We start from the raw sequence: 12,628 nt of genomic DNA on the forward strand, positions 1-12,628 counted from the left end.
CGACATCGAGCCCGGGGAGCTACTCGCGATCGGCGCGAACGGTCTGCGCACCACCCGCTTCGCCCGCCCCGAGCCCACGGCACCGGCGCCGTCCGAGCAAGCCGCCGAGGACAAACCGCCCTCACCGCCGCCGGTGCGTCCGCCGTCGGATCCGGTGGTCGAGGCGCCGCCCCCGGCCGTCACCGGCGAACCGAACGCCGCCGCGGTGCGCAGCATGTGGTCGACGGTGCGCGACAAGGTGCGTGAACGCAGCCGCACCACCGAGGTGATGTTGTCGGGCGCGATTGTCCGCGCGGTCGAAGGTGACACCCTGGTGCTCAGCCACGAGTCGGCACCGCTGGCCAAGCGGCTGACCGAGCAGCGCAACGCCGACGTCATCCGCGAGGCACTGAAAGACGCCCTCGGTGTGGACTGGAAGATCCGCTGCGAAACCGGGGACGCGGGACCCGCCGCCCCGCCGGAACCCAGCGCCGGCGCCGCGCCGACGCCACCGCGGCCCAGGCGCACCATCCCCGAACCGCCGCCGCCCCCGCCACCGCCGGAGGAGGACGACGAGGAGAGCATGCTGGCCGAAGCCGGCAGCGACACCTCCGAGACGCCCCGCCGCGATCCGGAGGAAGTCGCGCTCGAACTACTGCAGAACGAGCTGGGCGCCCGGCGTATCGACGGCTAGGCCGTCCACCACGGCCGCAGCGGCAGACCGCCGTCGTAGCCACCGTCCAGCTTGACCGCCAGAACCTGGTGCAGCTGAACGATGTTCGTCTCGAAGCCCAGCCGCGACCCGGCCATGTAGAGACCCCACACCTTCGCGGTCGCCATGCCGACCTCGGCGACGGCCTCGTCCCAGTGCTCCACCAGGTTGCGGCACCAGTCGCGCAATGTCAGCGCGTAGTGGTGGCGCAGGTTCTCCTCGTGGACCACCTCCAGGCCGACGTCCTGCGCCTCGGTGATGATGCGGCCCGACCCGGTGAGCTCACCGTCGGGGAAGACGTAACGGTCGATGAAACCGCCGGCACCCGCCGCCGTCCTGTTGTCCGGGCGGGTGATGCAGTGGTTGAGCAGCAACGCACCGGGGCGCATCTTCGACTGCAGGAAACCGAAATACGCGGGGTAGTTGTGCACGCCGATGTGCTCGGTCAGCCCGATCGACGACACCGCGTCGAAACCGGACTCCCGCACGTCGCGGTAGTCGCCGTGGCGCACTTCGGCGAGGTCTTCGAGCCCGTCGCGGGCGATGGCTTCGCGCGCCCAGGACGCCTGCTCCTTCGACAGCGTGACCCCGATCGCCTTGACCCCGTGCCGCGCCGCGTAGCGCACCATGCCGCCCCAACCGCAACCGACGTCGAGCAGGCGGTCGCCGGGCCGCAGGCGCAGCTTCTCGAACACCAGGCGGTACTTGTTCTCCTGCGCCTCCTCGAGTGTCGCACCGTCGTGCGGGTAGCACGCGCAGGTGTAGGTCATCGACGGGCCGAGCACCCATTCGTAGAACGCGTTCGACACGTCGTAGTGGTGGTGGATCGCCTCGGCATCGCGAGTCTTGCTGTGCCGCAAGCCTTCCGCGATACGACGCCAACGCGGCAGCGCCTCCTGCGGCGGCGGTGCGATCGGCTTGAGGTGCTCGATGCCGATGGAGCGCACGATCTGGGCGAGCACCCGCGCGGGCGGACGCTTGAAGTCCATCTTGTCGTCGAGCGCCTTGAGCAGTTCGTAGGGATCGCCGGGATGTACACCGTGCGGTATCAGGTCGCCCGACACGTAGGCCCGCGCCAACCCCAGATCCCCGGGGGCGGTGGCCAGATACGACGTGCCGCGCGGCGTCAACAGCTCCAGGCCGATCGCGGAGTCCTCGGGCCCGGCGGCACTGCCGTCGTATGCCGTGAAGCGCAGCGGAAGGTTACCCCCGGCGAGGATCTCCAGGATCTCGGCCAGCGTGAGTTTGCCTGCCGCCGTTTGCGTCGCGTGTTCCTTGAAAGTCGTCATCGCCTCTGCACCGCCTTCGCGTAAAGATCGAGCAGCCGTGTATCTGGATCGTATGCCTTCTTCACGATCTTGTATGTTTCGCCGCCGTACAGATCGTCGAATTCCTCGCGGCTGTAATAGGAATCCGAGTACAACGATTTGTGTCCGTCGAGTTCGCTGACCTTGCGCTCGATGAGTTTGTTGGTGTGCCCCTCGGTGGGACCGACCGGCACCGACGACCAAAATCCCACGTTGACGTAGGTCTGCTGCGGCCGGATTGGATACAGCGGCCAACCGGCGTCGTCGCGGAGTCGCAACGGGCACAACCAGATCGGCTCGATGGGCACGTTGTCGGCGAACCAGTGCAGGAACTCCGCGACCCGTCCGATCGGCACCTCGACATCCTGGACGACGCGTTCGAGCGGGGGCCGGCCGTTGCGCTTCTCGATCCGATCGGCGATGTCGAAGCGCTGGTCGTAGCCGATGAGCTTCCAGTAGAAACTGCTGCGCCGATACCGGCGTGGCCAGAACCGGCGGATCCGCGGGTTCTGGGCGCCGAACGCCCGTGAGCACCAGAACCAGTCGGTGTCCCACCGCCAGAGGTAGTCATGGATGGTGAGCCGGTCGTGTTTCTCGGCGCCGTTCTCGCCCTCGTGCTGAATCGAGCGGTAGTAGACCTGCTGTCCGGTGTAGTCGCTGACCGGTCCCGGCGTCGCGGTCTGCAATCCCAGCGTCAGATAGGCCTCGTCCGCGGAGAACACCACGCCGTCGAGATAGTCGACGGGGGTGTCGCCGTAGGCGCGGGTTTCGACGATGCGGTCCATCACGGCGACGAGGTCCTCGATCGTGTTGAACCGCAGATGGCGCAGCGCCACGAATGGCCGCACGGTTTCCAGCTCGATCTTCAGCCGGACCGAATAACCGAGGGTGCCATACGAATTGGGGAAGGCCCGATACAAATCGGCGTTCTGCTCCGGGGACGCGGTGACGACATCGCCGGAGCCGGTCAGGATGTCCATCTCCAACACCGACTCGTGCGGAAGGCCGTTGCGAAACGACGCCGACTCGATCCCCAACCCGGTGACCGCCCCGCCGAGCGTGATCGTCTTCAGCTGCGGTACCACCAACGGCGACAAGCCGTATGGCAGCGTCGCGGCGACCAGGTCCTCGTAGGTGCACATCCCGGCGACGTCGGCGGTGCGCGCGTCGGGATCCACCGCGATGACACCGGTCAAACCCGAGACGTCCAGCCCCTTCCCGGCGGTCTTGGCTCGCGCACGGAACAGGTTCGACGTGGGCTTGGCCAGGCGCACGGTGGCATCGGGCGGGATCGCACGGTAGCTGTTCAGGAGCCGCTGCACGCCCGCGGCCTGAAGAGCATGTGCGTCGGTTCGGGCTACAGACACGCATATACGCTAGTCCGCGGTCGCAGGCGATGCGACCGCATCAAAACTTCAACCGAGGAGCTCGTACCGATGGGACAGGTCAGCGCATCCAGCACCGTCTTGGTCGACGCTGCACCCGAGGCGGTGTTGTCGGCCGTCGCGGATTACGCCAACGTGCGCCCGAAGATCCTGTCGCCCCACTACAGCGACTACAAGGTGCTGCAGGGCGGGCAGGGCGCGGGCACGGTGGCCAGCTGGAAGCTGCAGGCCACCAAGTCACGGGTGCGCGACGTCAAGGCCGAGGTCGATGTGGCCGGTCACACAGTCATCGAGAAGGACGCCAACTCGTCGATGATCACCAACTGGACGGTGGCGCCCGCGGGCCAGGGGTCGTCGGTGACGGTCAAGACGTCCTGGCAGGGCGCGGGCGGCATCGGCGGCTTCTTCGAGAAGACGTTCGCGCCGCTGGGTCTGCGCAAGATCCAGGCCGAGGTGCTCGAAAACCTCAAGAAGCACGTCGAGGGGTAACGCCCGTCAGGACTACGTCGAGCCCAGGAACCCCGCGATACCGCGCACGACGGCGTCGGCGTACTTCTGCCTGCCTTCTGGCGTCTTCATCAGCGCCGAGTCGACAGGGCTCTTCATGTTGCCCAGCTCGACCAGGATCGACGGGTACTGCGCGAGGTTCAGGCCCGCGATGTCCGAGCGGGGGTTCAGCCCGCCGGAACCGATGTAGGTCGACGGCACGAACCCGGACGCCTGCAACTGGTCGCGCATGATCGCCGCGAACCGTGGTGACGGCCCCGCCTGCGCGTCGTTGAGCGGCGGGGACGAGTACAGGACGTGGAATCCGCGACCGGTCGGCGGGCCGCCGTCGGCGTGGATGCTCACGATCGCGTTGGGCTTGATCGAGTTCGCCAGCGCGGCGCGCTCGTCGACGCACGGACCCAGGCCGGTGTCGTCACCGCGCGACATGGCGGTGCGGACGCCCAGCGCGTGCAGGGCCTGCCGGATCCGCAGCGTCGTCTCCCAGGCGAAGGTGTGCTCGGGGTAGCCGTCCTCCGTGGAGGTGCCGCTGGCCTGGCAGTCCTTGGTGCCGCCGCGGCCGGTGGGCACCTGCCTGCTGATCGAGCCGTCGTTGGAGCCGTTGTGACCGGGGTCGAGGAAAACGATCTTGCCCGCGATGTTGGCGGGAGCGGCATCGGCTTCGAACGCGGGGCTGACGAGCGTCGAAGCGGCGACGAGTAGTCCGGCGGCCACCGCGGCACAGCCGCGTAATGCTCCAGTGGCGCCGACACGCAGGCGGGCAGGCACGGCCGTCACCGTAACCGCAACCACGACTAGGCTGAAAGCCCAAACGGCCGCGAGCCGACGACAGAGACCAAGTCGAGACCGGACCGCAACGAAGACGCAAGGGGACCACTCATGCAACCGCAAGGCCAACCCGATATGTCCGCGCTGCTCGCGCAGGCCCAGCAGGTCCAGCAGCAGCTGATGGAGGCGCAGGAGGCGCTGGCCAACGCCGAGGTGCACGGTCAGGCCGGCGGCGGCCTGGTGCAGGTCACGATGAAGGGCAGCGGTGAGGTGGTGGCCGTGTCGATCGACCCGAAGGTGGTCGACCCCGAGGACGTCGAGACGCTGCAGGATCTCGTCGTCGGCGCCATCTCCGACGCCTCCAAGCAGGTCACCATCCTCGCGCACGACCGGCTCGGGCCGCTCGCGGGCGGCATGGGCAACCTCGGTATCCCGGGAATGTAATTGTTCGAGGGACCCGTTCAGGACCTGATCGACGAGCTCGGCAAGCTGCCCGGCATCGGGCCCAAGAGCGCGCAGCGGATCGCCTTCCACCTGCTGTCGGTGGAGCCGCCCGACATCGACCGGCTGACCGCCGTGCTCAACAAGGTGCGCGACGGGGTGAAGTTCTGCGCGGTGTGCGGCAACGTCTCCGACGACGACCGGTGTCGGATCTGCAGCGATCCGCGACGGGACGCCTCACTGGTCTGCGTGGTCGAGGAGCCCAAGGACGTGCAGGCCGTCGAACGCACCAGGGAGTTCCGCGGGCGCTACCACGTGCTGGGCGGCGCGCTGGATCCGCTGTCCGGTGTTGGGCCCGAACAACTGCGAATCCGCGAGCTGCTCAACCGAATCGGTGAGCGGGTGGACGGGGTGGACGTCACCGAGGTGATCATCGCGACCGACCCCAACACCGAGGGCGAGGCGACGGCGACCTACCTGGTGCGCATGTTGCGCGACATTCCGGGACTGACCGTCACCCGAATCGCGTCCGGCCTGCCGATGGGCGGTGACCTGGAGTTCGCCGACGAGCTGACGCTCGGCCGCGCGTTGGCGGGCCGACGCGCCATGGCATAGCCGAGGAAGGAAGTTCATGCCGGACGAGGAGTTCAAGGTCGAGGTGGAACTCGGCAGCGCCGAGCACCATCTCTCGTTCTGGGAGAAGCTGCGCACCCTCGACCTCGATGACGGCGCACGCAAACGGCTCGGATCGCGGGTCACGGTCACCCGCGACGGCGACCGCATCCAGCTGTACACCGCCACGCTGGCCGACGCGCAGGAGGCCGAGCGGACGGTGCGCGCGCTGGTGGCCGACGACCGCGTCGACGCGCGGTTCGCGGTGAGCCGCTGGGACGGTGACAGCCAGGAGTGGGTGGACCCGGTCAGCGGTCAGGAGGTGCCCGACGATGCGCCGGAAGTGGCCGCCCCCGATCCGGGCTACGTGATCCTCGAGGCGTACAAACCGGAGTTCCTGCGCGACTTCGGCCTGTAGCCGGCGCGACTTGTCGGTGCCCGCGGGCAGGATGCGGGCATGGTTGAGGTAATTCTCGGCGGGGAGGCCGTCGCGGCGGGGTGGGTCACCCGCCATGCACTGAGAACGTCGTACCGCAAGGTGTTTCGCGGTGTCTACGCCGCCAACGGTGGTGAACTCACGCTGCGCGGCCGCGCGATCGCGGCGTGGCTCGCGACTCGCCGCAAGGGGGTGATCGCCGGGCAGACGGCGGCGGCGCTGCACGGGGCGTCGTGGGTCGACGTCACGCAGCCCATCGAGGTGGCCGGCGCATCGTGCGGCCCGCAGGAGGGGTTGGTTCTGCGCACGGAGAGCATCGCCGACGACGAAATCACCAGTCTTGCAGGGCTTCCGGTCACCACGCGGGTGCGCACCGCGTACGACGTCGGGCGTCACCTCGACCGCGGCGATGCGCTGGCACGGCTGGACGCACTGATGTGGGACCGGCCGTTCTCGGTCGAGGACGTGGCCGACCTGGCCCGCCGGTATCCCCGCGCACCGGGCAGCAGGCAGCTACGCGAACTGCTGACGCTGGTCGACGGCGGAGCGGCGACGCCGAACCAGAGCCGCGTACGGCTCGCGCTGATCGACGCGGGTTGTCCGCGCCCGCAGACTCAGCTCCCGGTCCTGGTCGGATCGCAACCGGTCGCGTATCTCGACATCGGCTGGCCGGAATACCGCGTTGCGGTGGTCTGCGGAGCGGAAGACGTTGCGCAGCAGCGGATGTTCGAGAGCCTCGGGTGGATCGTGGTGTGGGTCGGCGAGGGGGAGCGGCTCCCGGTGTGGTTGGCGCGGGTCGAGGCGGCGCTGGCGTGCCGCGGTTGCTTCGTGGAGACGACGGCCGCGGCCTGATCCGGTCAGGCGCGTCGCGGTGCGGCCAGGCGTTCGCGTCGAAGCTGTTCCACCTCTTCGATTTCCAACGGCGCCAACTCGCCGACGACGCTGCTGAGCAGGTGGTCGGCCAGCTCCGGGTTGCGGGCCAGGCACGGCCCGTGCAGGTAGGTGGCGACGACGCTGCCCTGCACCGCACCGTCGAAGCCGTCGCCGGCGCGGTTGCCCGCGCCGCTGACGACCCTCGCCAGCGGCCGCGCGTCGGCGCCCAAAATCGTTCCGCCGCGGTGGTTTTCAAAGCCGGTCAGGCGCTGGGAGAGGCCGGTCAGCAGCGGCTGGGACACCACCTCGCCGATCGTGCGCTTGTCCTGCGGTGACGTCGTGACGTCGAGGAGGCCGACGCCGTCGACGCGCTCCCCCGACGACGTTTCGTACCAGTGGCCGAGCACCTGGATGGCCGCGCAGATCGCCAGCACCGGCGCACCACGGGCCGCGGCCTGTTGCAATCCCGGATAGCGCAACAGGTGTTTGGTGGCCAGGCGCTGTGCGTAGTCCTCGGCCCCGCCGAGCGTGTACAGGTCGAGTTCGGCGGGCACCGGGTCGTTCAGCGTGATCTCGACGATCTCGGCGTCGAATCCCCGCAGCCGCAGCCGCTGTCGCAACACGACGGCGTTGCCGCCGTCACCGTAGGTTCCCATCACATCGGGCAGGACCAACCCGACGCGCACCGTCGACTCAGGCACCGCGACGCTCCAAGACCCGGTTCAACTGCAGGAACGCGGTGTAGTTGGCGATCACCTCGACGTGCCCGGGCGGGCACGACGCGATCGCCGCGAGGGTGTCGTGCACCAGCGTGTGCTCCACACCCGCGTAGCCCAACCGCACCGCGAGGTCGGTACCGCGTTCGCCGGCCGCCACGACGTGGGTGTCCTCGAAGTGCTCGAACCGCACATCCCACAACCACGACAGGTCTTCACCGTCGGGCACCTGGCCGTTGACCGAGATCACCACGCCCGCACCGTGTTTGTCGACCATCGACAACGCTTCCTGCCAGCCTGCCGGGTTCTTCGCCAACAGCACCCGCGCGGTGTGTCCGCCGAGGCGCACGGTGCGGTAGCGTCCGGCGACCTCGTCGACACGCGACACCGCGGCAACGGCGGCCGCCGGGTCGGCGCCCATCGCGACCGCCGCGGCCACGGCCTGTGTGGCGTTGCCGCGGTTGACGGCGCCGGGCAGTGACAGCGTCATCGGCAGCGAGAAGCCATCGGGGCCATAGATGTTCGTGTCGTCGAACCACCAGTGTGGGGTGGGACGTTTGAAATCGGTTCCGGTGGAACGCCAGTCATGACTCTTACCGCCGTCACGCAGGATGATCTCGCCGGACCGGGGGCAGCTGACCGAGTCGTTGGCCCAGCTTCCGCCCGCGGCCACCCACACCACGTTGGTGCTGTCGTATGCCGCCGAGGTCATCAACACGTCGTCACAGTTGGCGATGACGACTGCCGACGGATGGCGGGCCAGGCCCGCGCGCAGCGTGCGCTCGATGTGGTTGATCTCGCCGACGCGGTCCAGCTGATCGCGCGACAGGTTCAGCAGCACGATCACCCGCGGGTCGACCGCGTCGGACACGTGCGGGACGTGCATCTCGTCGACCTCGAGCGCGGCCAGCGGCGCCTCCCGGGCACCGGCCAGCGCGGCGACCAGCCCGGCGTCCATGTTGGCGCCGGTGTCGTTGGTGGCGACGTCGCCGATCGTGCGCAGCGCGGCGGCGATCATCCGGGTGGTCGTCGACTTGCCGTTGGTTCCGGTGACCACGACGGTGCGGCGGCCCGCGCCGAGCTGGCCCAGCAGCGACTTGTCCAGCGCCAGCGCGACCAGCCCGCCGATCATCGCGCCGGCACCGCGCCCGGTGACCCGCGACGCCCAGCGGGCGCTTGCACCGGCCGCGAGGGCGAGCCGTCCACGTGTCGTGACCATCCCCGGCAGTTTAGGTAGCCGACACGCTGACGTGCGATTCGGCGAGGTCCCGTCTTTGTCACACCACCGTGCGATCCTGACGAAGTGGGCCAGACGGACGCCGGATATCACCGGCCTGGCGGCTCTGAAGCCGAAGATAGGCCGGACTGGGGCCGACCGGCAGAGCACGCCGGACCGGGCTGGGCGGTCGTCGATGTGGAGACCTCGGGCTTCCGGCCGGGCCAGGCCCGCATCGTCAGCATCGCCGCGCTCGCCCTTGGCGACGACGGCAACGTCGAGGAAAGCCTCTACACCCTGCTCAACCCGGGTGTTGACCCCGGCCCGACCCACGTGCACGGCCTGACGGAGGAGATGCTTCAGGGCCAGCCCACGTTCGCCGACATCGTCGACCACCTCGTCGAACTGCTCGCCGGGCGCACCCTCGTCGCCCACAACGTCGGCTTCGACTACGCGTTCCTGGCCGCCGAGGCCGAGCTGGTCAACCGCGAGCTGCCCACCGACACCGTGATGTGCACGGTCGAGCTGGCACGCAGGCTCGACCTGGGCACCGAGAACCTGCGGTTGGAGACGCTGGCCGCGCACTGGGGGATCAGCCAGATCCGCCCTCACGACGCCCTCGACGACGCCATGGTGCTCGCCCAGATCCTCAAACCGGTGCTGGTGCGGGCCCGCGAACGCAAGGTGTGGCTGCCGGTACATCCGGTGTCGCGGCGGCGCTGGCCCAACGGCGTCGTCACCCACGACGAGCTGCGCCCGCTGAAGGCCGTCGCGTCGCGGCTGCCGTGCCCGTACCTGAATCCCGGGCGATTCGTGTCCGGGCGGCCGCTGGTGCAGGGCATGCGCATCGCGCTGTCCGCGGAGGTGAACCGCACCCATGAAGAGCTGATCGAGCGGATCCTGCACGCTGGGCTGGCCTACACCGACACGATCGACCTCGAGACCTCGCTGGTCATCTGCAACGACGCCGAGGCGGCGCAGGGCAAGGGCTACCAGGCCAAGGAGCTGGGTGTTCCGCTGGTTCCCGACACCGAGTTCATGAGCGCACTCGCAAACGTCGTCGGCGGCACCGGCATCGAGGAGTTCACCGACAGCACCCCTGCCGGCGACCAATTCGCACTGTTCTGAATGTCAGACCATCGCATCGTCCTGGTGGACGTGGCCACCGCGTCGGCCCTCGCGCAGGTGCTCCCGGTGCTGCTGCTCACGCTCACCGTCGAACTGAGAAGGACGCAACTGCACCGGACCCAGCCCCGACTGCTGCTCGGCGCGCTGTTCCTGGTGTTCGGGGTCGTCGAGACAGTCCTCGTGCTGTCGATCGACGGCTCGTTGATCCCGTTCCAGTGGTTCGACCTGGTGTCCGCGCTGGTGATCCTGGGTCTGCTCGCCATCATCTTCTTCATGTCGCTGGTCGACCCGCCCAGCCGCGACTGACCAAGGCGGCCGCGGTGAAGCCGGGACGCTCGATACGACGCCACCGGCTTCACCACGGCGCCGGGAGGAAGGACGATCTTCAGCAGACCGCTGCGCGGGGGTGTGCTCAGCAATCTCACCTCGGGGCCCTGCGGGCCGCACAGGATGGCGCCGGTCTCGTGAACCGGCTGCTGACTGCCTTCCTCGGACCGGGGTCAGCGCGATGCGCGGTTGACCGCCGAGACCACCGCCCGCAGTGACGCGGTGGTGATCGACGGCGCGATGCCGACGCCCCACACGGTGTTGCCACCGACCGAGGCCTCGACGTAGGCCGCGGCCTGCGCCTCTTCACCGGCCGAGAGCGCGTGCTCGGAGTAGTCGAGCACCGAGACGTCGAACCCGATGGCGCCCAACGCATCGACGAACGCCGCCAGCGGGCCGTTGCCCGCGCCGACGATCTCGCGTTCGACGCCGTCGACCTTCACCACCGCCTCGATGGTGTCGGTGCCGCCGTCCACCTCGGAGGCCGTCACCTTCTGGCGGATACGTTCGAGCGGACGGATCGGCGCCAGGTACTCCTCGGCGAAGACGTCCCACATCTCCTTCGGGGACACCTCGCCGCCCTCGCCGTCGGTGATCTTCTGGATCGCCTGGCTGAACTCGATCTGCAGGCGACGCGGAAGTGCCAGACCGTGATCGGCCTTCATGATGTAGGCGACGCCGCCCTTACCGGACTGCGAGTTGACCCGGATGACGGCCTCGTAGGTGCGGCCGACGTCCTTCGGGTCGATCGGCAGATACGGGACCTGCCACAGGATGTCGTCGACGTCCTTGTCCGCGGCGTCCGCGTCGACCTTCATCTGGTCCAGGCCCTTGTTGATGGCGTCCTGGTGGCTGCCCGAGAACGCGGTGTAGACCAGATCGCCGCCGTACGGGTGGCGTTCGTGCACCGGCAGTTGGTTGCAGTACTCGACGGTGCGGCGGATCTCGTCGATGTTGGAGAAGTCGATCTGCGGGTCGACGCCGCGGGAGAACATGTTCAGCCCCAGCGTCACCAGGCAGACGTTCCCGGTGCGCTCACCGTTGCCGAACAGACAGCCCTCGATCCGGTCGGCGCCGGCTTGATAGCCCAATTCGGCTGCGGCAACGGCGGTTCCGCGATCGTTGTGCGGATGCAGGCTCAAGATGATGCTGTCGCGCGGGGTCAGGTGACGATGCATCCACTCGATCGAGTCGGCGTACACGTTGGGGGTGGCCATCTCGACCGTCGCGGGCAGGTTCACGATCAGCGGCGCATCGGGCGTCGGCTCGATGATCTCGGCGACGGCGTTGCACACGTCGACCGCGTACTCCAGTTCGGTGCCCGTGTAGGACTCCGGCGAGTACTCGAAGCGCCACAGGGTGCCCGGGTACTTCTTGGCCTCCTCGACGCACATCCGGGCGCCGTCGGTGGCGATCGCCTTGACCGCGTCACGGTCCGCGCGAAACACCACGCGCCGCTGCAGGATCGACGTCGAGTTGTAGAAGTGCACGATCGCGCGGGGTGCGCCGGCGCACGCCTCGAATGTCCGCTCGATCAGCTCAGGCCTGCACTGCGTCAGCACCTGGATCGTGACGTCGTCGGGGATCGCGCCCTCTGTGATGATCTCGCGGACGAAGTCGTAGTCGGTCTGGCTGGCCGACGGGAAGCCGACCTCGATCTCCTTGTAGCCCATGCGCACCAACAGGTCGAACATACGGCGCTTGCGCTGCGGGCTCATGGGGTCGATCAAGGCCTGGTTGCCGTCGCGCAGGTCGACCGCGCACCACATCGGAGCGGAGTCGATGACCTTGTCCGGCCAGGTGCGGTCGGACAGCCTGACGTCCTCGACCTCATCGGCGAATTTGCGGTAGCGGTTGACCGGCATCACCGAGCCGCGCTGGGTGTTCCACGCCGGCTGGGCGGGATGGGGCGGGCCGGCCGGTTGGGTGATCTGCCGGACGGATGAGAACGCGTCAGGTGAATCGGGTGACGGTTTCGAAAACGTGGTCACGGTGTGGCTCCGGGAGTTGGAAGGGGACTCGACCGGCGCATCGCGAACACCCGCGACGGGAAGCCGGTCTGATCAGACCCCGTCGCGGCTGCCGAGAAGGAGCACCCGCTGCACGTTGGCCACTGTACTCCCGGCCCTGGCGCGTCACAAAATGCAGCCGCGAGGGGTCAGACCTGTGAGTCGGGGAACGCGATCACCGACAGGAACCGGATCGGCAGCTCGATCAGGTC

The 12,628-nt window shown here is 68.6% G+C and carries 13 protein-coding genes and 1 pseudogene; 8 read left to right on the forward strand and 6 right to left on the reverse strand.

The window, feature by feature from the left end:
* A pseudogene (locus A5698_RS25835) lies at positions 1-673 on the forward strand (hypothetical protein); the annotation flags it as partial.
* On the opposite strand, the gene A5698_RS25840 reads toward A5698_RS25835, so the two are convergent.
* Both A5698_RS25840 and A5698_RS25845 read right to left on the reverse strand, forming a co-directional pair.
* The gene (locus A5698_RS25840; protein ID WP_068302949.1) at positions 670-1,980 is read right to left on the reverse strand and encodes a class I SAM-dependent methyltransferase; all 1,311 of its coding nucleotides are present in this window, start codon (positions 1,978-1,980) and stop codon (positions 670-672) included. The pseudogene A5698_RS25835 and the gene A5698_RS25840 overlap by 4 nt on opposite strands.
* On the reverse strand, positions 1,977-3,365 hold the full coding sequence (locus tag A5698_RS25845) for an FAD-binding oxidoreductase (RefSeq protein ID WP_068302951.1): 1,389 nt from the start codon (positions 3,363-3,365) through the stop codon (positions 1,977-1,979). Before A5698_RS25845 ends, A5698_RS25840 begins: the two co-directional genes overlap by 4 nt.
* 69 nt (positions 3,366-3,434) lie before the next feature.
* On the opposite strand from A5698_RS25845, the gene A5698_RS25850 reads away from it, so the two are divergent.
* Positions 3,435-3,872, forward strand: a complete 438-nt coding sequence (locus A5698_RS25850) for an SRPBCC family protein (protein WP_067080562.1) — start codon at positions 3,435-3,437, stop codon at positions 3,870-3,872.
* Between the two features lie 12 nt (positions 3,873-3,884).
* Here the strand turns inward: A5698_RS25850 and A5698_RS25855 are convergent, their stop codons facing one another.
* The gene (locus A5698_RS25855) at positions 3,885-4,658 is read right to left on the reverse strand and encodes an Rv3717 family N-acetylmuramoyl-L-alanine amidase (protein ID WP_067080564.1); all 774 of its coding nucleotides are present in this window, start codon (positions 4,656-4,658) and stop codon (positions 3,885-3,887) included.
* Positions 4,659-4,769: 111 nt separating this feature from the next.
* Between A5698_RS25855 and A5698_RS25860 the strand changes: the two genes are divergently transcribed.
* Genes A5698_RS25860 through A5698_RS25875 form a run of 4 tightly spaced genes read left to right on the forward strand, consistent with a single transcriptional unit; the run spans position 4,770 to position 6,999 of the window.
* Positions 4,770-5,102, forward strand: coding sequence for a YbaB/EbfC family nucleoid-associated protein (locus A5698_RS25860; RefSeq protein ID WP_067080540.1), 333 nt, complete (start codon positions 4,770-4,772; stop codon positions 5,100-5,102).
* Positions 5,103-5,714 carry a recombination mediator RecR gene (recR, locus tag A5698_RS25865; RefSeq protein WP_059101787.1) on the forward strand — a complete coding sequence of 204 codons (612 nt, stop codon included), beginning with the start codon at positions 5,103-5,105 and terminating at the stop codon, positions 5,712-5,714. It begins immediately after the preceding gene.
* 16 nt (positions 5,715-5,730) lie between these two features.
* A complete protein-coding gene (locus A5698_RS25870; RefSeq protein WP_068302953.1) occupies positions 5,731-6,129 on the forward strand; it encodes a hypothetical protein in 399 nt (132 codons plus the stop codon).
* Between the two features lie 39 nt (positions 6,130-6,168).
* On the forward strand, positions 6,169-6,999 hold the full coding sequence (locus A5698_RS25875) for a type IV toxin-antitoxin system AbiEi family antitoxin (RefSeq protein WP_068302956.1): 831 nt from the start codon (positions 6,169-6,171) through the stop codon (positions 6,997-6,999).
* Positions 7,000-7,004: 5 nt separating this feature from the next.
* Here A5698_RS25875 and A5698_RS25880 read toward each other — a convergent pair whose 3' ends face one another.
* Complete coding sequence (locus A5698_RS25880; protein ID WP_068302958.1) at positions 7,005-7,721, reverse strand: type 1 glutamine amidotransferase; 717 nt, start codon at positions 7,719-7,721, stop codon at positions 7,005-7,007.
* Complete coding sequence (locus A5698_RS25885) at positions 7,714-8,955, reverse strand: Mur ligase family protein (RefSeq protein ID WP_068302960.1); 1,242 nt, start codon at positions 8,953-8,955, stop codon at positions 7,714-7,716. The genes A5698_RS25880 and A5698_RS25885 overlap by 8 nt, the downstream gene beginning before the upstream one ends.
* Positions 8,956-9,039: 84 nt before the next feature.
* Between A5698_RS25885 and A5698_RS25890 the strand changes: the two genes are divergently transcribed.
* Entirely contained in the window at positions 9,040-10,080 is a 1,041-nt protein-coding gene (locus tag A5698_RS25890) for a DEDDh family exonuclease (RefSeq protein ID WP_084792627.1), read from the forward strand.
* Complete coding sequence (locus A5698_RS25895) at positions 10,081-10,386, forward strand: hypothetical protein (protein WP_068302966.1); 306 nt, start codon at positions 10,081-10,083, stop codon at positions 10,384-10,386. It abuts the gene before it with no gap.
* Positions 10,387-10,580: 194 nt separating this feature from the next.
* On the opposite strand, the gene leuA is transcribed toward A5698_RS25895, so the two are convergent.
* Positions 10,581-12,398 carry a 2-isopropylmalate synthase gene (gene leuA, locus A5698_RS25900; RefSeq protein WP_068302969.1) on the reverse strand — a complete coding sequence of 606 codons (1,818 nt, stop codon included), beginning with the start codon at positions 12,396-12,398 and terminating at the stop codon, positions 10,581-10,583.
* Between the last annotated feature and the right edge of the window lie 230 nt (positions 12,399-12,628).

Source organism: Mycobacterium sp. E136 (assembly GCF_001666865.1).
Classification (GTDB): Bacteria; Actinomycetota; Actinomycetes; order Mycobacteriales; family Mycobacteriaceae; genus Mycobacterium.

Bases quoted from the DNA above. Each gene is read 5' to 3' on its own strand.
- A5698_RS25870 (WP_068302953.1), top strand. From the start codon at position 5,731: ATGCCGGACGAGGAGTTCAAGGTCGAGGTGGAACTCGGCAGCGCCGAG.
- A5698_RS25875 (WP_068302956.1), top strand. From the start codon at position 6,169: ATGGTTGAGGTAATTCTCGGCGGGGAGGCCGTCGCGGCGGGGTGGGTC.
- A5698_RS25840 (WP_068302949.1), bottom strand. From the start codon at position 1,980: ATGACGACTTTCAAGGAACACGCGACGCAAACGGCGGCAGGCAAACTC.
- A5698_RS25895 (WP_068302966.1), top strand. From the start codon at position 10,081: ATGTCAGACCATCGCATCGTCCTGGTGGACGTGGCCACCGCGTCGGCC.
- A5698_RS25885 (WP_068302960.1), bottom strand. From the start codon at position 8,955: ATGGTCACGACACGTGGACGGCTCGCCCTCGCGGCCGGTGCAAGCGCC.
- A5698_RS25850 (WP_067080562.1), top strand. From the start codon at position 3,435: ATGGGACAGGTCAGCGCATCCAGCACCGTCTTGGTCGACGCTGCACCC.
- A5698_RS25860 (WP_067080540.1), top strand. From the start codon at position 4,770: ATGCAACCGCAAGGCCAACCCGATATGTCCGCGCTGCTCGCGCAGGCC.